Origin of the sequence: Cognatundibacterium aquatile (assembly GCF_014699135.1) — a bacterium.
Lineage (GTDB): Bacteria > Pseudomonadota > Gammaproteobacteria > Burkholderiales > Burkholderiaceae_D > Undibacterium > Undibacterium aquatile.
On sequence record NZ_JACOFT010000004.1, the window covers coordinates 248817 to 273860 of the forward strand.

Annotated in this window: 21 protein-coding genes; 14 read left to right on the top strand and 7 right to left on the bottom strand. The window is 51.1% G+C overall.

Features of this window, described 5'->3' with window-relative positions:
- Positions 1-86 precede the first annotated feature (86 nt).
- A complete protein-coding gene (locus tag H8K26_RS12765; protein WP_190479998.1) occupies positions 87-929 on the bottom strand; it encodes an HDOD domain-containing protein in 843 nt (280 codons plus the stop codon).
- Positions 930-1627: 698 nt separating this feature from the next.
- On the opposite strand from H8K26_RS12765, the gene H8K26_RS12770 reads away from it, so the two are divergent.
- Both H8K26_RS12770 and H8K26_RS12775 read left to right on the top strand, forming a co-directional pair.
- On the top strand, positions 1628-3811 hold the full coding sequence (locus H8K26_RS12770; RefSeq protein ID WP_223827010.1) for a TonB-dependent siderophore receptor: 2184 nt from the start codon (positions 1628-1630) through the stop codon (positions 3809-3811).
- Between the two features lie 21 nt (positions 3812-3832).
- Positions 3833-5131, top strand: a complete 1299-nt coding sequence (locus tag H8K26_RS12775; RefSeq protein ID WP_190480156.1) for a PepSY-associated TM helix domain-containing protein — start codon at positions 3833-3835, stop codon at positions 5129-5131.
- Positions 5132-5268: 137 nt separating this feature from the next.
- Here the strand turns inward: H8K26_RS12775 and H8K26_RS12780 are convergent, their stop codons facing one another.
- Genes H8K26_RS12780 through zwf form a run of 3 tightly spaced genes read right to left on the bottom strand, consistent with a single transcriptional unit; the run spans position 5269 to position 8324 of the window.
- Positions 5269-6165: an SIS domain-containing protein gene (locus H8K26_RS12780; protein ID WP_190480000.1), complete on the bottom strand. Its 897-nt coding sequence runs from the start codon at positions 6163-6165 to the stop codon at positions 5269-5271.
- A 13-nt stretch (positions 6166-6178) separates the two neighbouring features.
- Complete coding sequence (locus H8K26_RS12785) at positions 6179-6859, bottom strand: 6-phosphogluconolactonase (RefSeq protein WP_190480002.1); 681 nt, start codon at positions 6857-6859, stop codon at positions 6179-6181.
- A gap of 4 nt (positions 6860-6863) precedes the next feature.
- Positions 6864-8324: a glucose-6-phosphate dehydrogenase gene (gene zwf, locus H8K26_RS12790; protein WP_190480005.1), complete on the bottom strand. Its 1461-nt coding sequence runs from the start codon at positions 8322-8324 to the stop codon at positions 6864-6866.
- 375 nt (positions 8325-8699) lie between these two features.
- Here zwf and edd point away from each other — a divergent pair, with 375 nt between their 5' ends.
- From edd to ppc, 4 genes are all read left to right on the top strand, one after another.
- Positions 8700-10550 (top strand): phosphogluconate dehydratase, encoded by a 1851-nt coding sequence (gene edd / locus H8K26_RS12795; RefSeq protein WP_223827011.1) that lies wholly within the window; start codon positions 8700-8702, stop codon positions 10548-10550.
- Between the two features lie 122 nt (positions 10551-10672).
- Positions 10673-11332, top strand: a complete 660-nt coding sequence (eda, locus tag H8K26_RS12800; RefSeq protein ID WP_190480007.1) for a bifunctional 4-hydroxy-2-oxoglutarate aldolase/2-dehydro-3-deoxy-phosphogluconate aldolase — start codon at positions 10673-10675, stop codon at positions 11330-11332.
- A gap of 209 nt (positions 11333-11541) precedes the next feature.
- A complete protein-coding gene (gene pgi, locus H8K26_RS12805; RefSeq protein ID WP_190480009.1) occupies positions 11542-13176 on the top strand; it encodes a glucose-6-phosphate isomerase in 1635 nt (544 codons plus the stop codon).
- 328 nt (positions 13177-13504) lie between these two features.
- A complete protein-coding gene (gene ppc, locus H8K26_RS12810) occupies positions 13505-16261 on the top strand; it encodes a phosphoenolpyruvate carboxylase (protein WP_190480011.1) in 2757 nt (918 codons plus the stop codon).
- Between the two features lie 84 nt (positions 16262-16345).
- On the opposite strand, the gene H8K26_RS12815 is transcribed toward ppc, so the two are convergent.
- Positions 16346-17470, bottom strand: a complete 1125-nt coding sequence (locus H8K26_RS12815) for an ABC transporter substrate-binding protein (protein WP_222610843.1) — start codon at positions 17468-17470, stop codon at positions 16346-16348.
- A 163-nt stretch (positions 17471-17633) separates the two neighbouring features.
- On the opposite strand from H8K26_RS12815, the gene mobB reads away from it, so the two are divergent.
- From mobB to H8K26_RS12830, 3 genes are all read left to right on the top strand, one after another.
- Positions 17634-18167: a molybdopterin-guanine dinucleotide biosynthesis protein B gene (gene mobB / locus H8K26_RS12820; protein ID WP_186885195.1), complete on the top strand. Its 534-nt coding sequence runs from the start codon at positions 17634-17636 to the stop codon at positions 18165-18167.
- Positions 18168-18225: 58 nt separating this feature from the next.
- A complete protein-coding gene (locus H8K26_RS12825) occupies positions 18226-18426 on the top strand; it encodes a YjfB family protein (RefSeq protein WP_186885196.1) in 201 nt (66 codons plus the stop codon).
- 154 nt (positions 18427-18580) lie between these two features.
- Positions 18581-19018 carry a hemerythrin domain-containing protein gene (locus H8K26_RS12830; protein ID WP_190480013.1) on the top strand — a complete coding sequence of 146 codons (438 nt, stop codon included), beginning with the start codon at positions 18581-18583 and terminating at the stop codon, positions 19016-19018.
- Positions 19019-19024: 6 nt separating this feature from the next.
- On the opposite strand, the gene H8K26_RS12835 is transcribed toward H8K26_RS12830, so the two are convergent.
- Complete coding sequence (locus H8K26_RS12835) at positions 19025-19243, bottom strand: RNA-binding S4 domain-containing protein (RefSeq protein ID WP_190480015.1); 219 nt, start codon at positions 19241-19243, stop codon at positions 19025-19027.
- Positions 19244-19559: 316 nt separating this feature from the next.
- Between H8K26_RS12835 and H8K26_RS12840 the strand changes: the two genes are divergently transcribed.
- From H8K26_RS12840 to H8K26_RS12860, 5 genes are all read left to right on the top strand, one after another.
- Entirely contained in the window at positions 19560-19817 is a 258-nt protein-coding gene (locus tag H8K26_RS12840; protein WP_186885198.1) for a BufA1 family periplasmic bufferin-type metallophore, read from the top strand.
- 59 nt (positions 19818-19876) lie between these two features.
- Positions 19877-20743, top strand: coding sequence for an MNIO family bufferin maturase (bufB, locus tag H8K26_RS12845; protein WP_190480016.1), 867 nt, complete (start codon positions 19877-19879; stop codon positions 20741-20743).
- Positions 20730-21518, top strand: a complete 789-nt coding sequence (locus H8K26_RS12850; RefSeq protein WP_190480018.1) for an HvfC/BufC N-terminal domain-containing protein — start codon at positions 20730-20732, stop codon at positions 21516-21518. Before bufB ends, H8K26_RS12850 begins: the two co-directional genes overlap by 14 nt.
- Before the next feature lie 240 nt (positions 21519-21758).
- Entirely contained in the window at positions 21759-23285 is a 1527-nt protein-coding gene (locus tag H8K26_RS12855) for an alpha/beta hydrolase family protein (protein WP_190480020.1), read from the top strand.
- 14 nt (positions 23286-23299) lie between these two features.
- Positions 23300-23971 (top strand): OmpW/AlkL family protein, encoded by a 672-nt coding sequence (locus H8K26_RS12860; protein WP_186898003.1) that lies wholly within the window; start codon positions 23300-23302, stop codon positions 23969-23971.
- 73 nt (positions 23972-24044) lie between these two features.
- Here H8K26_RS12860 and H8K26_RS12865 read toward each other — a convergent pair whose 3' ends face one another.
- Positions 24045-25016 (bottom strand): GGDEF domain-containing protein, encoded by a 972-nt coding sequence (locus tag H8K26_RS12865; protein ID WP_223827012.1) that lies wholly within the window; start codon positions 25014-25016, stop codon positions 24045-24047.
- Positions 25017-25044 lie beyond the last annotated feature (28 nt).

Consider the following 25044-nt stretch of genomic DNA (forward strand, 5'->3'; position numbering starts at 1 on the left):
CTGTTTCAGAGGAGTATTGCGGTGATCTGGTGGCGATATTGTTAGTCGCTGTTTTGTGACTGTTTCGTGCGCTGATGCGGGTGTTATCAAACATCAATCTGCTGTTTCAGTTTGTTAAATTCGTCACCGGCTTCCTGCAGCACCTGATCCAGCGCTTCCTGATCCAGCCCGAGGCTGTGCCACGATAGCGCGGTGATTTCGGGTGTGGTGTGATCGGCGCTTTCGGTGACGTTCAGGACGTGGGCGATCCCGTTGGCGACGTGGACGATGGTTGCCAGAAAACCCAGCCCCGGTTTATCCGGTTGGTGATGACCGGCAATCGCGTTTTTCATCTGATCAGAAAAATTCCAATAAATCGCCAGCTCTTCGCCGACGGCAGCGTGATCGATGCCGAGAATTTCTCTTTCGGCGTCAAACTGTGTGCACTGGTGTTCGGTTTGCCAGACGATGACGTGTTCGTATTCGGCGCTGTGGTAAGTGACCAGCACCAGCGTGCCGATATCGTGCAGCAAGCCTGCGGTGAAGGCCACGTCCAGACTCAGGTTCAGGCGTCGCGCGAGAATTTTTGCGACGATGGCGACGGCGTTTGAATGGCGCCAGAAATCTTTGTGACTAAATCCCTGACAATTGTTTTCGGGGAAGCAGCCCGTCAGCGCAGCGGTCACGATGATTTGCTTGACCGTGGTCAGCCCGAGCAGGGCAATCGCCTGCTGTATGGTCGTGACTTTGAATTGCGTGGCGTAATACGCTGAATTGGCCAGCCTCAGGGTTTTGGCGGTCAGGGCGATATCGCGTGTGACCTTGTCGGCCAGTTCGTGGGTATCAACATCTTCTTTGTCGATATTATTCAAAATCTCCATAACGACCGCAGGCAGCGTCGGCAAGTCTTTGACTTCTTCAACAATCTGATGAATAGCTATTCGGTTCATGTCTCACTCCTTTGCTTCGAGGGTCTGTTAACATTTAAATGGCGAGATGCGTTCAAACCAAAACGTGGGCTGGCAAGGCGTGCGGTGCAGTCAGGGCTGGTGCCCCTGATAAGACGCGCAACGCAGTCCAGCGCACGTTTTGGTTTGAACCCGAAGGGAAAGGGGTAAAACAGCCGCATGACTTTGTTGCATCCCGCTGACAGTGATCACACTGCGGCGCGGGTTGCGCCTAGCCCTGCAACTGTTTTACCCCTTTCGCAAACGTAATTTAAATGCTAACAGACCCTAATATTACTCAAAAAGACAAGAGGCGGGGTGGCCGTTGCAAAATTCTATGCGGCTTGATTTGGCTTGCGTCAAGTTTGTATGTGGCTTGTGCCTGGAACTGAGTATTGCGTATGTCGATGACGAATCCTTGATTCCAATGGCTGAGGTTTATGCGCCGAAGCTGTTGCGATTGCTGAACGAAGTCATGCCGCTGCAAGTAATCATCAATCAGGCAAACAAACGACCAAACCACTGGACGCCGAAATGCGTCGAAAAAAGATAGAAATGAATTTAATATAAAACGCAAATGAGAATGATTTGCGTTAACGTGTTTGCGTGAGTACAATATTGCCATTCATCTTCCATGCCTATTTTGCTGTCGGGCATGGTCTGCAGGCATTTTTCTACTCAGATCAATTTCAAGGCTATCTATGATTCAGCGCATTTCACATTCTGTCCGGCAAGACTCTGATTCGACTCCCGAAAACGCTTTCCGCCTGCGGCCAATGGCGTGGGCATTATCGATTGCGTTGCTGTCGCCAGCTACCGTCTTGGCAGATAACGCTGCACCAGCAGGCGAGGACAAAGTCGCGTTGCCGGAAGTGGTGGTGAAGGGCGCTGCGGTGAATGAGCCAACGACAGAAAAAAGTGGTGCTTATTCGACGCGCAAGAGCGCTTCCGCAACGGGGCTGGATATGTCTTTGCGGGAAACGCCGCAATCGGTGTCGGTGGTGACCCGCGCCAAAATGGATGACTTCAGACAGCTCAGTGCCAACGATGTGCTGGCCAATACGACCGGTGTGTCGGTAGAAAAAGTGGAAACAGATCGCACGTATTACATGGCGCGTGGTTTTGACATCATCAATTTTCAATACGACGGTATCGGCTTGCCGTTCACCTCTGGCTTGTTGTATGGCGATATTGATACGGCGATTTACGACCGCGTGGATATCGTACGTGGTGCGAATGGTCTGATGTCATCGACTGGCAACCCGTCAGCCACGGTTAATTTTATTCGTAAGCGTCCGGTCTATCAGTTTCAGGCATCGTCCGGGCTGACGCTGGGCTCGTGGAATACGCGCAGGCTGGATGCTGATGTTTCCGGTGCGCTTAATGAAGCCGGGACGGTCGCCGGGCGTCTGGTCGTGGCAAAGCAGGCCGGGGATTCTTACCTCGATCGGTATTCTCCGGGAAAAACCGTGGTCTATGGTGTGATCGAAGCTAATCTGGGCGACGCCACCTTGCTGACCGTTGGGCATTCCCATCAAAAGGATGATGTCACTGGCGGCATGTGGGGTGCGCTGCCTTTGTATTACACCGATGGCAGTCCGACCAATTACAAAACATCTGCCAGCACGGCCGCTGACTGGTCAAATGCGCAGACGCGGAATGAACGTAGTTTTATTGAATTGAGTCATCAACTCAATGAAGACTGGCAAATGAAATCAACCGTCAGCCGCAACCGGTCAGCATGGGACTCTAAACTATTTTATGTCTATGGCACGCCAGACCGCACGACGGGGCTGGGCTTATACAGTTACCCCTCGCTGTACAACAGTGTCAACACGCAGACGATGTTTGATCTGTCTGCGAGCGGCAAATTCACACTGGCCGGACGCAAGCATGATCTGAGCGTTGGTGCGAACTGGTCGAAATCGAATATGAATGATATTTCCCATTATGGCGTGGGCATCGGTACCGCGTTACCGGATATCAGCAACTGGACGGGCAATTATCCTGAGCCAGCATTTAACGCTTCGATTGATGGCAGCGATTATGAAGACAAACGCACGACGATCTTTATCGCGTCCCGTTTTAACCTTGCTGATGAATTCAAATTGATTGCCGGTGCCAATCGCACGAAGGCCGAAACCAAAGGTAATTCGTATGGCGTCAGCAGTGCAAAGAATGCCAGCAAAACCACGCCTTATCTGGGCCTGGTGTATGACCTGACACCGTATGTTTCAACGTATGCCAGCCATACCGAAATATTTAATCCGCAAAGTGAAATTGATGCCAGCGGCAAGACGCTCGACCCTGTGAAAGGAAAAGGGGATGAGCTGGGCGTGAAAGCGGAACTGTTTGAACGCAAGCTGAATCTGTCGGCTGCTGTTTTTAAGATCAGGCAAGAGAATGCAGCAGAGCAGGCGGGTTATATCGGTGCCAAGGCTTACTACAGGGGTATCGATGCGACGTCGCAAGGCTTTGAATTCGATGCCAGTGGCGAGCTTGCCAAGGGCTGGAATCTGAGCGCCGGGTACACACAGTTGAGTCTCAAGGGTAGCGATGATAAAGACGTGAAAACCTATGTGCCAAGAAAACTGTTCCGCCTTTCAACGACATATCAGTTACCGTTTCTGCCGCAGGCAAAAGTGGGCGGCAGCCTGAACTGGCAGTCGGATATTTTCCGTGATGAAGGTTCCGGCAACATTATTCGTCAGGGCAGTTATGCCGTGCTGAATCTGATGGCACGCTATGACGTGAATCCTAAGCTCAGCATTGCGTTGAATCTGAATAATGTCAGTGACCAGAAATATCTGACCAGTTTGTATTGGAGCCAGGCTTACTATGCCGCGCCACGCAATGGCAGCGTGACGGTCAATTGGAAATATTAAGCGGCGGCGTGATATATGCAGATGCGACCTGTTTTCGTGTTGCTGCACCGCTGGTTCGGGCTGGCGGTGGCAGTTTTCCTGTTTGTTTCCGGCCTGACCGGTGCGGTCATCTCGTGGGATCATGAACTTGATGCCTGGCTGAACCCACAACTGTTTCATGCCCGTAGTGCGATGGATGCGGGCGAGGCAAAGGCAGACCGGCGTCATGTCTGGTCTGGTCTGGAGCTGGCAAATAAAATCGAGTCAAACGATCCCCGCGTTCGCGTGACGTATGTTCTGAACGAGGAGGAACCCGGTCACACCATACAGATGTCGGTGGAGGGAAAGATCGATCCTGCCACGGCGAAGCCTTATGCGCTGGGTTTCAATCAGATCGCGGTTGATCCGGTGACGGCAGAAATACAGGGGAAACGGCAATGGGGTGAAATCTCGCTGAGCCGTGAAAATCTGCTGCCGTTTTTGTACAAGCTGCATTACACCATGCATCTTCCTGAAGTGTCCGGCGTCGAGCTGGGTATCTGGTTGATGGGGTTGATTGCCGTGGTGTGGGTGCTCGATTGTTTTATTGCATTGTGGATTTCCTTTCCCAACTGGCGCAGCTGGCGAAAATCGTTCGCTTTTCGCTGGGCACAGGGCGGGCACAAACTGAATTTCGATTTGCATCGATCCAGCGCCGTGTGGCTATGGCTGTTCATGCTATTACTGGCTGTCACCTCGGTGTCGATGAATCTGAATACACAAATAGTGCGTCCTGTGGTCGCATGGTTTTCACCTTTAAGTGAGGATGTGTTTGCCAGCCGTGTGCCGCGAGCTCTGGAGCAACCCATCATTCCGGCGATCAGTCGCGAGAACATCGTTAGTCTGGCCAGGCAGGAAGCGCAGCAACGGGGCTGGAGTCTGCCTGCTGGCGGCATCTTTTATTCGTCTGCGTTTGGTGTGTACGGCGTGGGCTTTTTTGAAGCCGGTAATGATCATGGCGATGTCGGTCTTGGCAATGCCTGGCTGTATTTTGATGGCAAAGATGGCCGTGCTCTGGGTGGAAAAATTCCCGGTACGGGCAGTGCCGGAGATATTTTTCTGCAAGCGCAGTTCCCGCTGCATTCAGGACGCATCCTCGGTCTGACCGGACGCATACTGATTTCATTGATGGGGCTGGTGGTGGCGATGCTGAGCGTGACCGGTGTCATCATCTGGGTCAGAAAGCGACGGGCAAAAATGGTAGCGAAAATGGCGGCGGAATTTAAGAAAAATAATGTTCCGAAAGTCATGCCAAACGCTACGTCAAAGCCGATCACAAAAGACGCGGCAAGTGTGAGCTGATTGGGTTGAACATGCTGATCGGGCTGATGCGGGTATTTCTGTTTTCAACAGTTTCTGCTATCAGCGTTGAGAGGGCTCATTTCTTTACAGGAATGAGCCCATTTTTCTGATTTACTAAAATATTCAGCCCGCTATATTCAGCCTGCTTTGGGCACCAAACGTTTTTCACTGATGCTGGCTTTGGCCCGTTCCAGCATATCGATCGCAGCGGGGCCGCGCAGTAAAGTGACAGCCACCGCCAGCGCATCGATATAGGTCAGATGGGCGAGGCGGGATGTCATGGGCGTATAGATATCCGGGTCTTCTTCCACGTCCACGCTGATGTGCACATCGGCCAGCTCTGCCAGCGGGCCACCACTGGCGCATAACACCAATATTTTCGCGCCAGCTTCTTTTGCGAGTTGCACGCTATTGATCAGATCGCGTGTGCGGCCTGTGCGCGAAAATGCAACGACGACGCAATCGCTATTCAATAATGTCGCTGATTGCGCCTGCAGATGGGCATCGCAGAAAACCGTGGTGGGTATGCCGAAACGGAAAAACTTCAGTTGCGCATCAATTGCCAGCGCACCCGAATAACCGAGTCCGTAACACTCAATCCGGCGGGCTCTGGCAAGTAATTGCACGGCGGCTTCAAAGCTGGTGACGTTCGCATTATTTCTGGCTTCCATCAGTGCCGCGATGGTGCGATCAAACACTTTGGGCAGTACATCACGCACATGATCAGCCTGATTCACATCCAGATGCAGATACGGAATGCCAGTGGCCAGACTTTTGGCAAACGCCAGTTTGAATGATTTGAACCCATCGAAACCCAGACTTTGCGAGAAACGGGCGACAGTCGGCTCGCTGACATCGCAGGCTTGTGCCAGCACGCGTATCGACATTTCCAGCGCATCATGCGGCTTTTGCAGTAAGAATTCGGCAACCTGACGCTCGGCGCGACTCAGCGCGGTGCTGGCGACGCGGATGCGGGCCAGCAAGCCTTTTTCCGTTGGTGTTATCGAGGAAGGAGTGGAATGCGAATTTGCCATAGTTTCTTATTTTTCAGGGACACCAGAAAACATCAATCGGGCAGCCCGCATCGCGTAATAAGGCGCTGATCGGTAACTGTTGTTGTTCGGCGTCTTCTAACACGCGACGTTTTTCTGCGCCAGTCATCAGCAGCCAGATCCGCTCGGTATGGAGCAGGCGGGGCAGTGATAATGACATGCGGCTTTGCTGGGTTTGCGGATGCAGGGCAGCGAGGCAGGTGCGCTGATCCTGCTGTACTGGCGCGCCGGGAAACAGCGAGGCGATATGACCATCCGCACCCATTCCCAGCAATACCGCACTGAAAGCCTGTGGTAATTGTTCACGCAGGCGGGCATCAATCGCGGCGGTAGCGGCGGCCGGAGTCGGCGCTGTATTTTTCAGTGACAACAGTTGCCAGTGCTGCTTTGCTGCGGATAAAGGCAGACAGCGCCGGAATAAGCCTTCATTGCTTTGCGCATCGTCGTCTTCGACCCAGCGTTCATCGGTGGCGACCAGCGTGACGGGCTGGTGCGGTGTTGTGCTTGCGTTCAGCAAAGCATCAAGTCGCCGGTACACCGGTGCTGGCGTGGTGCCGCCGGCCAGCGCAAAACTAACGGGTGACGTGGCGCTGTGGATGATGTCCAGCCATTGCTGGCTCAGGCTGGTGCTCAGCGTGTCGATGTCATCGAAGTCGTGGTAACGAATGGTGCTCATGGCATCAGCTTTCAACGTATTCTTCGCCCCACGCAGCGCCGTGCTGCGCCAGCAGATAACTGGCTGCTGCCGGGCCCCAGCTACCGGCGATATACGATTTCAAGCCTTCGCTATCGTTTTGCCAGGCGTTCATAATCGGGTCTATCCAAGACCATGCGGCATTGAGTTCATCATCGCGGACAAACAGCGTCAGGTCGCCATGCATGGCATCGAGCAGCAAACGTTCATACGATTCGACGCGGCGTAAATTCGATGCTTCGGCAAAATCCAGATTCAGTGCCACATCAGATAAGCGTATGCCTTCGCCAGGCTCTTTGGCCTTCATGAACAACTGCACGCTTTCTTCCGGCTGCAAGGTAATCACCAGACGATTCGAGCGCATAGGCCCTTGCGACTGGCCAAAAATCGAATACGGTATCGGTTTGAAATTGATCGTGATTTCAGCACTGCGGCTTGCCATGCGCTTACCGGTGCGCAGATAAAACGGCACGCCAGCCCAACGCCAGTTATCAATTTCAGCGCGGATCGCGACAAAAGTTTCGGTGCGTGATGCAGGCGGTACGCCGGGTTCGGCCTGATAGCCTATGACAGGTTTGCCATCGACCGCACCGGCGCGATATTGCCCGCGTACGGTTTTTTTGCTGACTTCTTCATTCGTGAATTTACGCAGTGCGCGCAAGACTTTAACTTTTTCATCGCGGATCGCATCCGGATTCGCATTGACTGGCGGCTCCATCGCGACGATGGACACCAGTTGCAGCAAATGGTTTTGCACCATGTCACGCAATGCGCCGGTATGGTCGTAAAAATCACCACGCGATTCAACGCCGACTTGCTCTGAAATTGAAATCTGTACATCCTGTATCCACTTGCGGTTCCACAAAGGTTCGAGGAAAGAATTGGCAAAACGCAGCGCGAGCAGGTTTTGCACCATCTCTTTGCCGAGATAATGGTCGATACGGTAAATCTGATGTTCATCCAGATAATTACGCAGCGACTGGTTAATTTCTTTGGCTGATTGCGCATCGCGCCCCAGCGGTTTCTCGACCACGACGCGGGCATTGCCCTTGACCAGACCGTGTTTTGATAATTGCTCAACCACCGGGATGAAAATGTCCGGGCCGGTCGCCAGATAGAACAGCGTGGCATTGCTTGCCGAGGTGTGCAAGCTACTTTTCAGGACGGCGAAATCTTCAGGTACGCGCGCATCGATTTTGGCGTAATCCGTGCACGCGAGGAACGCCGCGAGTTTTTCGGCGCTGCCACCGATCACTTTTCCGGCGTACTGGTTGACGCTGTCACTGACACGCTGACGGAATTCCTCATGTGTTAAGGCTTCACGCGCCGCACCGATAAATTTGAATTCGCTGTCGAGTCGGCCATTCACAAAAGCGCTGTACAGCGCTGGAATGATTTTGCGTTTGGCGAGATCGCCGGTGCCGCCAAATAAGACAAAAGTGGTCATGCTGACTCCGTGAGGTGTTCTGATTAGTTGCCTGAATTAATTGCCCGAAATGTGTTGACGCATACTTCGCTGTTCTCATTGTTACCGGTGATGCTGATAAGTTGATGAATGCAGTATGGACAGCCTGATTATGCCAGAAAAGCTACAAAAATGTAGTTTCATTACGTTAATAAAGAACATTTTTCACTGAAAAGTGCGTTAAAAATGAAATTATGAAAGTTTGTTACAGAAATTTCTGATTTATGGTATCTTTCTGCTCATTGTATTCAGGCGGATTTCTGATCGTCCGGTAAGCGTATCTGAGGCTGGTGCGCGTGATGAACTGCCTGTTGCCACCGCTTTACTATTACGCCCTCAGGGCATCAGGTGAGTTAAATGACGACATCCTCTTCATCAACATCGATTGCGTTGCACCCGGTTATCGCTCAGGTGACACAACGCATTATTGAACGCAGCAAACCTCTGCGCACTGCCTATCTTGAACAATTGGAAAAAATGCGTGGACGTGGTCCGCGCCGCGCCAGTTTGTCGTGTGCGAATCAGGCACATGCGAATGCAGCGATGGGCAATGGCACCAAGATCTGGCTGAATCAGGCGCAGAAGCCGAACATCGGTATCGTGACGGCATACAACGATATGTTGTCGGCGCATCAGCCGTATGAAACTTATCCGCAGCAAATTCGTGAAGCCGCGTTGCGTTATGGTGGCACGGCGCAGGTGGCCGGTGCGGTGCCTGCGATGTGCGATGGTGTGACGCAGGGGCGTCCGGGTATGGAATTGTCGTTGTTTTCGCGTGATGTGATCGCGCAAGCGACAGCGGTGGCCTTGTCGCACGATGCGTTTGATGCGACCTTGTGTCTCGGTATCTGCGACAAAATTGTGCCGGGGCTGCTGATCGGTGCGCTGGCCTTTGGTCACTTGCCAACGATTTTTGTGCCAGCCGGGCCTATGGGTTCTGGCTTATCGAATAAAGAAAAAGCCGCTGTGCGCGAACGTTATGCGCAGGGCAAAGCAACGAAAGAAGAATTGCTGGCGGCTGAAAGCGCCGCGTATCACAGTGCTGGCACCTGCACGTTTTATGGCACCGCGAACAGCAATCAGATGCTGCTCGAAGCGATGGGCTTGCATTTGCCGGGGGCGGCTTTTGTTCATCCGTCCGACCACTTGCGTAGCGCACTGACCGAGGCTGCGGTCGAACGTGTACTGCAACTGACCGAACAAAGCGGCAACTACAAACCTATCGGTCAACTGGTCAATGAAAAAACCATCGTCAATGCCGTCATCGCTTTGCTGGCGACCGGTGGTTCGACGAATCACACCATACACTGGGTTGCGGTGGCGCGTGCCGCTGGCATCCTGATCGACTGGCAGGATTTTGATGAGTTGTCTTCCGTCATTCCTTTGTTGACGCGGGTGTATCCGAATGGCACGGCAGATGTGAATGCATTTGAAGATGCTGGTGGCCCGACGTTTGTGATCCGCGAATTATTATCGGCGGGTCTGATGCATGGCGACGTGATGACAGTCTATGGCGATGAGGGTTTGCATTCGCATACCGTGCGCCCGGTGCTGAACGATGCGGGGCAACTCGCATGGCAGGCGCAGCCTGCATTATCAACCGATACATCGGTGGTCAGAAATGTCACCGAGCCGTTCGCCACAACCGGCGGCCTGCGCCTGCTGCAAGGCAATCTGGGGCGGGCAATTGTGAAAGCATCCGCAGTGCCGGAAGAAGCCTGGATGACCACAGCACCGGCCAAAGTATTTGAATCGCAAGAGGCGCTGGTCAGCGCGTATAAGGCGGGCGAGTTGAATATGGATTTTGTGGCCGTCGTGATTTTTCAGGGGCCGCAGGCCAATGGTATGCCTGAGCTGCATCATTTCACACCGGTGCTGGGCAGCTTGATGTCGGCCGGTTATAAGGTGGCGCTGGTGACCGATGGCCGCATGTCCGGCGCGTCCGGCAAAGTACCGGCTGCTCTGCATGTGAGCCCGGAAGTGGCGCAGGGCGGGCCACTGGGTAAGGTGCGCGATGGTGATCTGATCGAGCTGAATGTGCATACCGGCGAATTGCGTGCACTGGTGAGCGAAGACGAGTGGGCGCGACGTTCCGCACGTGGTTTGAGCAAAGAAAATATGGCGGGCTATGGTCGCGATCTGTTTGCCGCACAACGTCGCGTGGTGACGGCACCAGAACACGGCGCATCGACCTTATTCATCGACTGACATTAATAGAAACGAATATCAAAGCTAAGAGATCGCGGTGTGCATCGGTAATGTGCCCACCATACAGACGACACAAACACAACAGCGCGCATCAGCGCCAATGACAATCAGCAGAGGACAACATGCGTTTTACCAGACAAAACATCATTACCCAACTCGCCCAGGTACGCGTCTTACCGATACTGGTTGCCGACGATGTGGAACAGGCGATTCGTTGCGTGACGACGCTGGCAGAAAACGGTTTGCCCGCTGTTGAAATTACCTTGCGCACGCCGAATGCGCTGAACGTGTTGCGCGAAGTGGTGAAAGCCTGTCCGCAAGTCACCGTTGGTGCTGGCACGATACTGACAGCAGCGCAACTCGATGCCGTGAAAGCGGCGGGTGCGGCCTTTGGCATCAGCCCCGGCATTACACCTGCACTGGCAAAAGCCGCAGCAGAATCCGGTCTGCCATACTTTCCCGGCACCGGCGGTGCCAGTGATGTGATGCTGGCGCTGGAACATGGTTTTGATGTCGTCAAACTGTTTCCGTCGGATGTCGTCGGCAGCACCAAAATGGCGAAAGCACTCGGCGGCCCGTTTCCCGATGTCCGCTTCTGCCTGACCGGTGGTGTCACGCTGGAAACCACACCGGTGCTGTTGCAGCAGCCGAATGTTTTATGCGTCGGTGGCTCATGGATGTGCCCGGCGAATTTGATTCAGGCTGGCGACTGGGCGGCGATTGCGCAGCTTGCGGCAGCCGCGGCGAAAGCTGCCGGGGCTGGAAAGTCTGGCAGCCAGTGATTGCTCCGTCACATTCTGCCACGTCGCTGTGCCGCGGAAGGTGAGATCAGATGTGGCTGTAGCGCTGAATTTGGGCTGCATTTGGTCAAAATATACTGGGGGGAGTATTTTTTAAGCGCCTTTGTTTTCAAGGACATGAAGGCGAAAATGAGGCATACCCCCTCATTTCTTTGTTTTTTCGGTATCCGGTAAGGTAAAAAAGCACGCTCATGGCCACTTCTGTTTCCCGCACGCCGATCTGGTGTCTGTTGCAGCAACGCGCAACGAATCTGCCCAGCCTGAAAGAATTATTCCGCGCTGATCCGCAACGCTTCAGCCATTTTTCCGCTTCCGCCTGCGGCATTCTGCTCGACTATTCCAAACAGCGTATCGACACCACGGCGAAGCTGAATCTGCTGGCGCTGGCGCGGCAGCAGGATGTCGAAGCGCGGCGCGATGCGATGCTGCGCGGCGAGGCGATCAATCTCACCGAAAACCGCGCAGTGCTACACACGGTCTTGCGTTTGCCGAAAGGTGAAAGTTTTTATCTGCATGGCGACAATATCGCTGCCGACGTGCATAAAGTGCTGGCGCAGATGCGCAGTTTCAGCGATGCCGTGCGCGAAGGGCGCTGGCTGGGCTATAGCGGCAAGGCGATTCGCACGATAGTGAATATCGGCATAGGCGGTTCTGATCTGGGGCCACAGATGGCGTGTATCGCACTGGCGCCGTGGTCGCAGAAAAATCTGTCGCTGCATTTTGTCTCGAATGTCGATGGCCGCCATGTCGCTGATGCGCTGGTGAATGCAGATCCGGAAACCACTTTGTTCGTGGTCGCCTCAAAGACTTTCTCAACCATGGAAACCCTGACCAATGCCCGCACCGCACGTGAATGGATGCTGGCGCATGGTTGTCCGGCAGAGCAGATTCGTCAGCATTTCGTGGCGTTGAGTACGAATGTGAAAGCGGCAGCCGATTTCGGGATAGCCGAAGAAAACGTCTTTCCGTTCTGGAACTGGGCAGGTGGGCGTTATTCGATGTGGAGCGCGATCGGGCTGTCGATTGCCTTGTATGTCGGCATGGACAGGTTTGAAGAAATGCTGGCTGGCGCGCATGAAATGGATCTGCATTTTGCGCAGGCACCGCTGGAGCAGAATCTGCCGGTGCTGATGGCGTTGATTGGCGTCTGGAATATTAATTTCCTCGGTTTGCATGCCTTGTCGATTGCGCCTTATCACCAGCGCATGACGCGTGTGCCGGCCTATCTGCAACAGTTGGAAATGGAAAGTAACGGCAAATCTGTGACGCGTGAAGGCCAGCGTGTCGATTACACGACCTCGCCGATTTTGTTCGGCGAAGCGGGCACCAACGGGCAGCATGCGTATTTTCAATTGCTGCATCAGGGCGCGACGATTATCCCAACGGATTTCATTGTTGTGGCAGACGACGATGCCGGTTTGCCCGGACATAATCAGGCCTTGCTGGCAAATTGTTTCGCGCAGTCGAAAGCGATGGCACTCGGGAAAAGCAGGGAAGAAGTGCGCGCCGAACTCGGTGATTTGCCGGAAAAAATGTTGGCGCCGCGCGTGTTTGAAGGCAATCGCCCGACATCGACGTTGCTGCTGGATAGCCTCACGCCGCGCTCACTGGGCGCGCTGATTGCGCTGTACGAACACAAAGTATTCGTGCAATCGGTGATCTGGGATATCAATGCATTCGACCAATGGGGTGTAGAGCTGGGAAAGTCGCTCGCGCAGCAATTGATCAGCCTCGATCCGGCGGCAGTCAAGGAAGATTACGACAGTTCGACCAAAGGCTTGTTACACGCAGTGAAACGCAGTCAGAAGCTCAAAAAAGCTGCCTGAAATCAGTTGCAAACGATTTACTTAAGCAGGCGGGAGGCGCTGCAGCCGTGTTTTTCGACTGTATGAGCACCGGCAGACATAGCTACGTTGTAAGTCTGTCGTCAACCTTGCTGGGTATGCTCGGTTTAACTGATCATTTTCTGAGGTGGGTTGAAATTTTCTGAATGTCACCGGAATCCGGTGGAAATCCTCAGAAAAAATGACTGCATAGACTATCGGACGCTGCGAATGACTTCGCACAAAGCTTGCAAGATTTTTCATCAATCCGCTGACCCGGCTAACGTACAATTTTCCCAGCACGTATTTTCACTTCCATTACTAACTCAACATGACCGATAAAGACGATGATAAAGACCAGAGCCTGCGTGAAGATATTCGCCGGCTGGGGCGCCTGTTAGGCGATACGGTAAGAAATCAGCATGGGGACGAGGCTTTCGACCTGATTGAACGGGTGCGCCAGAACTCCATTCGCTTTCGTCGTGACGCCGATCAGGCCGCACGCGTCGAGCTGGAATCGACCCTGAATACGCTGACCAACGATCAGACCACGCAAGTAATCCGGGCGTTCAGCTATTTTTCACATCTGGTAAATTTGGCCGAGGATCAGCATCATATCCGCCGTTCGCGTGCACATCAGATCGCCGGTTCGGCACCGCGTCAGGGCAGTCTTGCGTTCACGATCGACGCTTTGTACAACACTGGTCACAGCACGCAGCAGTTACTGGATTTTTTTGAGCATGCGCAGGTGGCACCGGTGCTGACCGCGCATCCGACTGAGGTGCAACGCAAGAGCATACTGAATTGCCAGATGGTGATTACCCGTTTGCTGGATGAACGTGATCGCATGCAACTGACGCCGGAAGAATCGAGCGCGAATGAAGAAGCGCTGGCGCGCGCCGTGCTCACGCTCTGGCAGACGCGCATGTTGCGTATGTCGAAGTTGTCGGTGCTCGACGAGGTGGAAAACGGCCTGAGTTTTTATGACTACACTTTCCTGCGCGAATTGCCGCATCTGTATGCGGGGTTGGAAGATTTGCTGGCGTCTAAAGATCCGTCATTGCAGCAAATGGAATTGCCGAGTTTTATGAAAATGGGCAGCTGGATCGGCGGCGACCGCGACGGCAATCCTTTCGTGACCGCCCCCATTCTGGAAAAAACGCTGGCAATGCAGGCGACGCGTGCATTCAAGTTTTATCTTGAAGAGATACACACGCTGGGTTCGCAGTTGTCGATGGCAACTCTGCTAGTGAAAGTCTCAGACGATTTGCTGGCGCTGGCCCAGCGTTCGCCCGATCATTCGCCGCACCGTGCCGATGAACCGTATCGCCTCGCGATCAGTGGTATTTATGCGCGTCTGGCAGCGACTTATACACAATTGCTCGGTCTGTTGCCGACGATACCGCCCAGTGGTGATGCGACGCCGTATGCGTATGCCGAAGAGCTGGCAGCCGATCTCGATATCATTCACCAATCCTTAATCAGCAATGGTTCTGCGGCGATCACCCGTGGCCGCTTGCGCCATCTGCGTCGTGCGGTGCGAGTGTTCGGTTTCTATCTGGCGCCGCTCGATTTGCGCCAGAATTCCGATGTGCATGAACGTGTGGTTGCCGAGCTGTTGCAAGCCGCGAATCCGGAAATCGATTACCTGTCTTTGAATGAAGATCAGCGGATTGAGGTGCTGGTCAAAGAGATCAGTTCGGCGCGACCTTTGGCATCGCCGTATCTGACTTATTCTGAAGAAACGCAATCGGAACTCGCCATCTACCGCGCTGCTGCGACGGCGAAACAACGCTACGGTGATGGAGCGGTGCCAAATTGCATCATCTCAAAAACGGATGGCGTTTCTGATATGCTGGAACTGGCTTTGCTGCTGAAAGAGGCGGGTTTGCTGCATCCGGCAGAAGGGCGTCTCGATGTGAATATCATTCCTCTGTTTGAAACCATCGAGGATTTGCAGAACAGTGCGCCGGTGATGGACAGGCTGTTTGCGATTCCTGCTTATGCGCGTTTGCTCGCCAGTCGTCAACAAGCACAGGAAGTGATGCTCGGTTATTCGGATAGTAATAAAGATGGCGGCTTCCTGACTTCCGGCTGGGAATTGTATAAAGCTGAACTTGATCTGATTCAGGTGTTCGCGCGACATCAGGTGCGTTTGCGTTTGTTTCATGGCCGCGGTGGTTCTGTCGGTCGTGGCGGTGGCCCTAGCTATCAGGCAATACTGGCGCAGCCTGCCGGTGCAGTGCAGGGGCAGATTCGTCTGACGGAACAAGGTGAGGTGATCACTGCGAAATATGGTAATCCGGAAGTCGGTCGCCGCAATTTGGAGGTGCTGGCCGCCGCGACGATGGAAGCGAGTTTGCTGGCGCATCAAGAAGCGCCGCCACGTCCGGAGTTTTTATCGGCAATGGAAGAGTTATCTGCGCATGCCTTTAAAGCCTACCGTCATCTGGTCTATGAGACCGAAGGTTTTGAGCAGTATTTCTGGGAATCGACGGTGATTTCTGAAATTGCTGGTCTGAACATCGGCAGTCGTCCGGCGTCACGCAAAAAATCGACAGCGATTGAAGATTTACGCGCGATTCCATGGGTTTTCAGTTGGGCGCAATGCCGCCTGATGCTGCCAGGCTGGTTTGGTTTCGGTGCTGCTGTGCAGGCCTATTTGCAGGCGCATCCTGACCATGGTTTGCAGACCTTGCAAGCGATGTTCCGCGACTGGTCTTTCTTCAGCACGGTGTTATCGAATATGGAAATGGTGCTGGCCAAGAGTGATATCGGCATTGCCAGCCGCTATGCGGAACTGGTCAAGGATGACAGCTTGCGCGCACGGATTTTCCCGCGCATTCAGGCTGAACATGCATTAACGATAGAGGTATTGAAATCAATTTCCGGGCAGGATGAATTGCTGGCCGCAAATCCTTTACTGGCGCGTTCGATACGAAATCGTTTTCCCTATCTGTCGCCATTGAATCACGTACAGGTCGAGTTGCTGGAACGTTTCCGTCAGGGCGATACGGATGAACGGGTGCGCCGTGGCATACACTTATCGATTAATGGTATTGCGGCTGGTTTGAGAAACAGCGGCTGATCCGTTGATCGATGCGGAAATAATGGATGCAAAAAAAGCCTCTCGATTTGAGAGGCTTTTTTTATGTGAACCGGCGGCAGAACATCAGAACATCAGGCCACCGCCCTTGCGGAATAAGGCAATGTCAACGTAACTAGACATCCGGTAACTGCCTTCGTGCGGGGTCAGCAGTATGCCTCCCAGATCCATCGTCGATTTCTGGTTGGCGATGGATTGCAAACCGTCTTTACCTGATTTTGATAACTGAATCGCTTTTGCGAGGGTCTTGGCGACGACGAAGCCCTCAAATGTCAGTGAGGATAAATCTTCGTCACGGAATTTTTTCATCATATTGCTGTGCTCGATCTGCACGATGGATTTCTTGCCTTGAGGATTTGGTATGACCTGCGAAAACACGGTCCATTCCAGTGATTTGGCACCGGCGACTTCTGCCAGCGTATCGAGGTTGGTCAGTGACATCCCGGCGACAAATGTTCTTGGCGCATATTTACGGAATTCCTTTAAGAACAGGCCTGTACTCAAGGTATCTGCGACGACGATGACGATATTCGGATTTGCTTTCGACAATGCGGCTGATTCACGCTCAATATCGGCAGGAGAATTATTGATGTGCACAATGCCGCTCATCTGCATTTTGCGTTTTTTCACTTCGTTACTCACGTATTGAAACATGTCCTGATTGACGCTGTTTTCCTGCACAGCGATGCCGACGCTTTTGATGCCGAGTTTGTCAAAGTAAGAGAAAATATATTGCATTTCCTGCTCAGGGCTGGGGCGCCAGAATAAGACACGATTGCCATAGCTTTTGACAGAGCCTATCAATGGTGCAAACAAGGTTTGTCCACTTTGTACAAATTTAGGTGAGCTGACAACGGCGTCGGTCACTGGTGCACCGATACCGCCCAGCATGTATTCTGCTTTATCTTTTTCCAGTAGTTCAGCGACTGCTTTGACCGATTGTGCCGGGATGCCCTGATCATCTCTGGCGAGATACTTCACTTTTCGTCCATTAATGCCGCCACTGGTATTGATGCTATCGAAATAGGTGGTGATACCAGCCACATAGTCGCGGCCGATACTGCCATTCGGGCCAGATAAATCAATGGCCTGCCCGATAATAATCTGGTTGTCCTGAGCATAAACCACAGAACTGAGCAGATTGCTGATGAAAACGAGAATGATGGCAAGCTTGCTTGAGAGGACTCTCATATTGAATTTTTGTCGATTGTTGCGGTGCACAGAAGTTTGCCATTGAATTGTTACTACATGACTACATTGCAATTTCACAATCAAACAGGGAGGGCGCTGACTCTGCTTTTGTTTGCGACAGATATGTTTATACTGGCGCTACTATTATTTTAGGGTGCCGCAGATGGCTCAGAACATACTTGGTGTGGTTGGATGGTCAGGCAGCGGAAAAACGACGCTGCTGGAATTTCTGGTGAAGGAGTTGTGTACTCTTGGTCATAGTGTCAATGTGGTAAAGCATAGTCACCATGACATCATTATTGAACCGCCCCAAAAAGATAGTGCGCGCTTTCGCACCGCCGGCGCGGCAGAGGTTTTATTGGTTTCGCCTTATCGTTATGTTATGACACGCGAACTGCGTGGAGAGAGTGAGCCAGCGCTGATGGATATTTTGCCAAGATTGTCAGCATCTGACCTGATTTTTGTTGAAGGATATAAATGGGAAGCCATTCCCAAAATCGAAGTGTATCGCCCGGCGCTTGGCAAACCTGCCATTTTTCCTGACGATCCGCATATTGTTGCAGTTGCTTCGGATGTGGCCGCACCAGAGAATCTTCGCCCTGGCCTGGCCTGGCTGGATTTAAACAAGACGACAGATGTGCTGAAATGGATACTTGCGGAATTGCACGAGAAAAATTTTTCGACATCTTTAAAATAAAATTAAAGTAAACCTTATCTTCAGCCGTTAATAAAAACGTTTGATAAGGAGAATTGTCATGGATGTTACAGGTATAGCAAATGTTGCAACGACGCTCGCAGATGTTGGTACCAGCCAGGCAGTGAGTATTGCTGTGTTAAAAAAAGCAATGGATCTCCAGACTGAAAACGCTACCGCATTAATTCAGGCGATTCCGAATGCGAATCAGGTGCAAAATCTTCCGCCGCATCTTGGACAGAATATCAATACCACAGCTTAACTGGTCATATTGCCGCTCAGCAGCGAAGTAGTTAATACATTTCTCAAAACAGCGCACTTTTAAGTGCGCTGTTTTTATTTGTCAGATGATCTTTCGCAAGCAATCTTTGAACTGATCAGCCATAATCTCGCTACTTCATTGCACAGGAAAAAACATGACACAAAATACCTGGGGTTGGTCGGACCGGCTGAATTTAAGTTACGCACCGATGGACGATATTCATCATGAATTCGTCGAATTATGCGCGGCATTATCTGAAAATAATCCTGATACATTTATTCAGCGTCTGGATGCACTGATCGCGCACTCGATTGAACATTTTGAACAGGAAAATCGCTGGATGGAAGAAACGGCATTTCCACCTGCGGGTTGTCATCGACAAGAACACGAAGCCGTGCTGGAAGTGATGCGCGAGGTGCGTCGCCGTGTTGAAGATGAGGGCGATAATGAATTGGCGGCGCGTCTTGCTGAAGAGTTGCCGCACTGGTTTGAACATCATGTTGATACGATGGACAATATGCTTGCCCGTTTTATGGCGAATCTGACGGCAGATTCTATCTCTGGTGATGTGCAGGAAAAAGCGTCTGCCTGATTAATATCAGTCAGCGAGGACGCGTATTTCTACATCACCAAGGCGGACAACCTGACCTGCACGGATCTTGGCTGTTTTACGCAATTCCTGTTGCCCGTCAACGCTGACATCGCCGCTGGCAACGATGACTTTGCCAGCGCCGCCGCTTTCGCAGATGCCGACTAATTTCAGTAACTGGTTTAATTCTACAAATTCGCCATTCAGGCTAAAACTCAGTTTTTGCATAGGATCTCCGTTCAGGCATTCAAAAAAGGGCGCAGCATACACCAATTCAAGCTGAGTCGGGAATTTGCCTGATCTGACTGCGCGTTTCATACACAACTGATATTTTGCCAGCATACAGACGATAAAATTCATCACTGAGTAAAACATTGTCGCCACCCCGATTTGATTTTACTATTACTCGATATGGTGAGCCGGGCTGACTTTTTATTTGCACCCGATGATGTCCTTTGTTATTTTTGTTGTGGTCAGATGTCGTTCTCAGGGATTGTAATGCGCCATCTTGACATCAGACTATTTTACTTTTCAGGATATACAAATGAAGAATAAAGCAATAATTACCGCCGCACTTGCAGGCTTGATCGGCTCATCCCATGCGTCTGCGGCTGAGCCTGTGAAGAAAGAGAAGTGTTACGGTATCGCTAAAGCGGGGCAGAACGATTGTTCGTCGAAATCAGGCTCGCATTCCTGCGCGGGTCAGGCCAAGAAAGACAATGATCCTGATGAGTGGAAAAAAGTACCGGCAGGCACGTGCGAAAAAATGGGTGGAAAAACTGATGTGCCTAAGAGCTCTTAATTACTCGTTACATCTATTCAGTTGATCCTGCAGATATGCACGGAAAATTTTCCGAGTCCATGTGTCCTCATCCTGTCGGCGCCAGTGTAGGCCTGCGTACGCAGCACTATCAGGATTTTCTGACTGCGCCGGTGAATATTCAATGGCTGGAGGTGCATGCGGAAAATTACTTTGGTGACGGCGGGTACGATCTTCATGTTTTACAGCAGTTACGTAAAAACTATCCTGTCAGCTTGCATGGCGTTGGCCTTGGGCTGGGCTCTGCACATGGATTTCAACAAGAACACATCGCAAAGCTGAAACGACTGATCGAATATATCCAGCCTTGTCTGGTTTCCGAACATCTGTGCTGGGGCGCGGTAGCCGGACGAAGTTTGAACGACTTATTACCGATGCCTTTGACCCGGGAATCATTGCACTTGTTTTGCGATCGGGTTGATCATTTACAAAATCAGTTGCAGCAGCGTGTATTGATTGAAAACGTTTCTACTTATGTTCGTTTTCAGCATGATGAGATGAGTGAGGCTGAGTTCTTATGCCAACTGGTGCGATCCACGGGATGCGGCATTTTGCTTGATATTAATAATTTATACGTGAATCAGGTAAATCACCACGAGAGCGCGCTCTTGGCTCTTGACTGCATTACTTCACTACCTGCAGGTTCTGTGGGAGAGATACATTTAGCCGGTCATTTACAGGTGGATGACTGTCTGATTGATAATCATGGTTGTTGTATTGCGGAGCCAGTGTGGCAGTTATACGCGCAGGTATGCGAAAGCTTAGGCTCTGATGTCCCGGTGCTGATCGAATGGGACACAGATATTCCTGCGCTATCTGTTTTGCTCGGTGAAGCTGAAAAAGCAATGCAAATTCAGACCGGGTCAACCAGGCCACTTAGGTTAAAGGACTCGTATGACGGCGCGTGACCTTGCGAGCGTACAGGCACAATTTGCGGGGGCACTGTTGCAACGACAAAGTACGGTCAACGAGGATTTGCCGTTAACCGAATTGTCACTAAGAAGGTTTTCATATTGCCGCAATAATCTGGCAGCCATATGGTATGCCACGTTAAAAAATGCTTATCCGGTTTTACATCAACTTGTTGGGAATGATTTTTTTTGGCAAATGGCAAGTGAGTATGGATATGCCTATCCTTCGAAGTCTGGTGATTTGAATGAGTTTGGTGCAGATTTACCTTTGTACCTGACAATGTCGGAAAGCAATACTGATTATCCGTATTTTGCAGACGTCGCAAGATTAGAGTGGCAACTGCATCGTTCGTATTATGCGGCGAACTCTCCGGCTTTGAGCTTACCGGTGTTTATCGAAGCAACAGTGTCGCGTGGCCTGAATTTATCCTCTGCAATTTTACAGAGTCATCCAGCGGTGAGTTTGTATGCATCGTCCCTGCGCGGGCTTGATATCTGGCTTGCGCACCAACAATCCGATGCTATTGCTTTTCCATTGCTGACAGAGCTAGCAAACTATGGATTGATCGTAAGACAGAACTGGAAACCACAAGTCCATCGATTGGAAAAGACGGAGTGGGCAGTGTTAAGTAAATTGTTTCAGGGAGAGAGTCTTGAAAGTGCACTGGACTACGCCCTGCATCAAGACTGTGAATTTCCGATTCAGACCAGTCTGAACCGTTGGTTTCATCTGGAAATATTTTCAGATGTGGTTCGCTTTTGCGAAGATTAACGGCCAAGCCCCTTTGCCGAAAACAATTGTGAATTTATACTGTCAATTCATCTACATCTATTATTCCATTTAGGGTGTAAACATTTTAAGAATGTTTCCTCTATATTTATCAATGTAGCTATTAATACATCTGCGCAGGTGACATACTACGCGGTAAGTTTTTAGAACGCTCGTTCCTTTATCTTTTAAGTCAGCGTTTTTAGTAACTTACATACAAATTCTTATAGGAGAGAGACACTCATGCGTCATTATCAAATCGCGCTCAGCTTGTTGTCCGCAGCCGTTTTATCGGCTTGTGGTGGCAGTGGCAGCGAAGGCCCGGCTATCAATACTTCGGTTGCCCGCGGAACCTTATATGCAAACCCACCTAATCTTGTGCCAATTCCACAAGCAAGTGGTCCAGCGCTCACAAAATTAGATCCAGTCGTCTTTAAAGCAATGCTGGAAGCCAAAAAGCCTGGTTTGACACAGGTGACCGGTACTCCTAAGTGTGAAATTTCCACTTACTATATGAAATACGCAACTGTTGGCGGTGCAAACGAAGCAACTGATGCAACAGGCGCGATTATGGTTCCTTCTGGCAGTGACCCAGCATGTACTGGTCCACGTCCAGTATTGTTATATGCTCACGGCACAACAGTTGAGAAGTCTTTCAACATGGCTAATTTGAGAGATAACTCGGAAGCATCCCTGGTTGCTGCAATGTATGCAGCGCAAGGCTTTATCGTTGTTGCTTCAAATTTTGCCGGTTACGACGTATCTTCTCTGACTTATCATCCTTATCTGAACGCGGATCAACAAGCTGACGATATGGTGGATTCTTTACGTGCTGCCCGTGCCGCATTTCCAAGAATTAATGCGCAGGACTCAGGTAAGTTAGTCATCGCTGGTTATTCTCAGGGCGGTCACGTAGCTATGGCAACGCAACGTGCTATGCAGCAAAAATATGCGTCTGAATTTAAAGTCTCGGCCTTAGCTGGTATGTCTGGTCCGTATGCGATGGCTTTATTGGGTGATGCGGTTTTTGCGGGTAGTCCGAATGCAGGTGGCACCGTATTTTTGCCAATGATAACAACAGCATGGCAGAAATCTTATGGCAACATCTACGCGTCGGCGAATGAGATTTATGAAGATAAATATGCCACAGGAATTGAAACCCTGATTCCAGGCGGATTAACAATGACCGATTTGTTCACCACAGGTAAATTGCCTTCTTTAGCTATGTTTGCTAAAGACTCGTTGCCAGGTCCTTCAACACCGGCATTCAGTGGATTTTTTGGTGATGGTAACCTGATTAAAACGAGCTATCGCAATGCCTACCTTGCAGATGCTCAGAAAAATCCATGTGGTACAAATCCGGCGGATCCGTTGAATTGTTCACCAGCTAACGCTTTCCGGAAAGCCGGAGTCAAAAACGATCTGCGTAATTACGTTCCAAACGTCCCTGTCATGTTATGCGGTGGTGGCAGCGATCCTACAGTGTTTTTTGCCAGCACACAGGCTACAGCAGGATTTTTCCTCGCCAAAGGTTTCCCAAGTGCATATCTGACAACGCTCGATGTGGATACAAATCCAACCAGCGCAGCGGATCCTTTTGCTGCCGCAAAAGTTGGTTTTGCTCAGTCTAAAGCAGGTGTTATTGCTGCTGCGGTTGCAGCAAAACAAGATCCGGCTACTGCTGTCGCCAGTGTGTATCACGGCACTTTGGTTCCACCGTTCTGTAATGCTGCAGCACGTGGTTTCTTCCAACAAGTTCTGGCTAAATAATCGGGAGAATGACCATGAAAAAAACTAAAATGATTGCAGCACTGGCGTTAGCTTTGTCAGCTTCTTCCGCTTTTGCTTACGACAACACAGTGAAAGCTGGCGTCATCGGACTTTGGATTCATTCCGACTCGCCGGATTTTACAAGTAATGGCCCAGCTTATTTGACGCCACAGCCTGCGGGCTTGACCGTTGGTGACGGCAAGACCTTGATGTTTGGTTTTACACGTAAATTGAACGATCACTTTGATCTCGATTTTACTGCTGGCTTACCTCCTGAGCACAAAGTGTATGGTCGTGGCACGATGGGGCCGTACGGAGTCATTGCAAAAGTTAAGCAACGGGCGCCGACGTTGTTCGTGAACTACAACTTTGGTGCGCCATCTGAAAAGATACGTCCATTTGTTGGTCTCGGTCTTAACTACACACAGTTTTTTGACGCAACTACAACACCATCGAATGATATCGCTACCGGTGGTCCGACAAAGTTGAGTTTGAAAGAGTCGTTTGGTCTTGCTGGTCAAGTCGGTATCAAATATCAATTTGATGATCGCTGGTCCGTCACCGGTGCTATTGTTGCAGCGAAAGTGAAGACCGATCTGACGGCGATTACTGGCAGTATTGAGCGCAAAACGACAATTGATTTCAGACCTGTTGTTGTGACGCTCGGTGTTGGTTACAGCTTCTGATGAAAGCAGCCGTTTGAAATAAAAAAGGGTTCGAATATCGAACCCTTTTTTTCATCTTGTGCCTGCGAGACGATCATGCCGCCACTTGATTTCTGCCTGCATCTTTCGCGCGATAAAGCGCCGCATCGGCGACTGAAATCAATTGCAAAAAGTCTTGTTCTGCTTGAAGTGTCGCAACGCCGAAAGAACCCGTAATATGTGGCAGCGGCTTTTTTGCATCAGGGAATACTTTGGTCTTGCTCAAGCGGGTACACAAACGCTGAGCTACCCCTATCGCCGCTTTTTGAGTGGTTCCCGGCAAAATGACGATCATTTCTTCGCCACCGTAGCGAGCGGCAAAATCGGTTGGCCTTAATCCCGCATTCAATACCTTAGCCGCTGTTTGCAATGCGTCATCGCCCAGCAAGTGGCCGTATTCGTCATTGAAGCGTTTAAAATGATCCAGATCGACCAGAATAATACTGAGTGGATTACCACTCACATGTGCGTGTTCTATCATCGGTGGTAGCTGTGCATTCAACCAGGCGCGGTTATGCAGTCCGGTCAAGCCGTCAACCATGGATAACTGGCGATAGAATTCGCCGACTTTTTGTCTGCTGCGGATTTGCGCGTTTGCAGTACGGATTCTGAACGATAAAAGTTGCAACAGGTTACGTGCCACACCGTTAGATTGATCGATCAGCTGCCATAAGGTTTCAGCTTCAATGACAAGCAGGTCGCTATCGGATAATGCAGAAATTGTTGCTGAATGAATTTCCTCATCCAGCACGGATATTTCACCGACACATTCCCCCGGCAGATACTGTGTGATGGAATTTTCTATGTGATTATTGTCTTCATTGAGCTTGGTGATGCCGAGAGCGCCATTCAGTACGATGAACAGCCGGGAGCCTGAGCTGTTTGCATCCAGTACGATTTGTCCGGCTCTTGCTTTTACGATCGGACAGTCTTTGATGATATTCCGGATGAGCTGAAGATTTTCATCAGTTATATCGCGAAATAAATGAATATCGTCGATCCGGTATTTCGCATCTTTAAAATACATCAATTGTTCCAAAATCGTTTTATCCAGG

Excerpts from the sequence above, each read along its gene's own strand:
- H8K26_RS12835 (WP_190480015.1), bottom strand. The coding sequence starts at position 19,243 with ATGCAAAAACTGAGTTTTAGCCTGAATGGCGAATTTGTAGAATTAAAC.
- edd (WP_223827011.1), top strand. The coding sequence starts at position 8,700 with ATGACGACATCCTCTTCATCAACATCGATTGCGTTGCACCCGGTTATC.
- eda (WP_190480007.1), top strand. The coding sequence starts at position 10,673 with ATGCGTTTTACCAGACAAAACATCATTACCCAACTCGCCCAGGTACGC.
- H8K26_RS12770 (WP_223827010.1), top strand. The coding sequence starts at position 1,628 with ATGATTCAGCGCATTTCACATTCTGTCCGGCAAGACTCTGATTCGACT.
- H8K26_RS12830 (WP_190480013.1), top strand. The coding sequence starts at position 18,581 with ATGACACAAAATACCTGGGGTTGGTCGGACCGGCTGAATTTAAGTTAC.
- H8K26_RS12775 (WP_190480156.1), top strand. The coding sequence starts at position 3,833 with ATGCGACCTGTTTTCGTGTTGCTGCACCGCTGGTTCGGGCTGGCGGTG.
- H8K26_RS12780 (WP_190480000.1), bottom strand. The coding sequence starts at position 6,165 with ATGGCAAATTCGCATTCCACTCCTTCCTCGATAACACCAACGGAAAAA.
- ppc (WP_190480011.1), top strand. The coding sequence starts at position 13,505 with ATGACCGATAAAGACGATGATAAAGACCAGAGCCTGCGTGAAGATATT.
- pgi (WP_190480009.1), top strand. The coding sequence starts at position 11,542 with ATGGCCACTTCTGTTTCCCGCACGCCGATCTGGTGTCTGTTGCAGCAA.
- H8K26_RS12860 (WP_186898003.1), top strand. The coding sequence starts at position 23,300 with ATGAAAAAAACTAAAATGATTGCAGCACTGGCGTTAGCTTTGTCAGCT.
- H8K26_RS12850 (WP_190480018.1), top strand. The coding sequence starts at position 20,730 with ATGACGGCGCGTGACCTTGCGAGCGTACAGGCACAATTTGCGGGGGCA.
- H8K26_RS12815 (WP_222610843.1), bottom strand. The coding sequence starts at position 17,470 with ATGAGAGTCCTCTCAAGCAAGCTTGCCATCATTCTCGTTTTCATCAGC.
- zwf (WP_190480005.1), bottom strand. The coding sequence starts at position 8,324 with ATGACCACTTTTGTCTTATTTGGCGGCACCGGCGATCTCGCCAAACGC.
- H8K26_RS12765 (WP_190479998.1), bottom strand. The coding sequence starts at position 929 with ATGAACCGAATAGCTATTCATCAGATTGTTGAAGAAGTCAAAGACTTG.
- mobB (WP_186885195.1), top strand. The coding sequence starts at position 17,634 with ATGGCTCAGAACATACTTGGTGTGGTTGGATGGTCAGGCAGCGGAAAA.
- H8K26_RS12855 (WP_190480020.1), top strand. The coding sequence starts at position 21,759 with ATGCGTCATTATCAAATCGCGCTCAGCTTGTTGTCCGCAGCCGTTTTA.
- H8K26_RS12840 (WP_186885198.1), top strand. The coding sequence starts at position 19,560 with ATGAAGAATAAAGCAATAATTACCGCCGCACTTGCAGGCTTGATCGGC.
- H8K26_RS12785 (WP_190480002.1), bottom strand. The coding sequence starts at position 6,859 with ATGAGCACCATTCGTTACCACGACTTCGATGACATCGACACGCTGAGC.
- H8K26_RS12825 (WP_186885196.1), top strand. The coding sequence starts at position 18,226 with ATGGATGTTACAGGTATAGCAAATGTTGCAACGACGCTCGCAGATGTT.
- H8K26_RS12865 (WP_223827012.1), bottom strand. The coding sequence starts at position 25,016 with ATGTATTTTAAAGATGCGAAATACCGGATCGACGATATTCATTTATTT.
- bufB (WP_190480016.1), top strand. The coding sequence starts at position 19,877 with ATGTGTCCTCATCCTGTCGGCGCCAGTGTAGGCCTGCGTACGCAGCAC.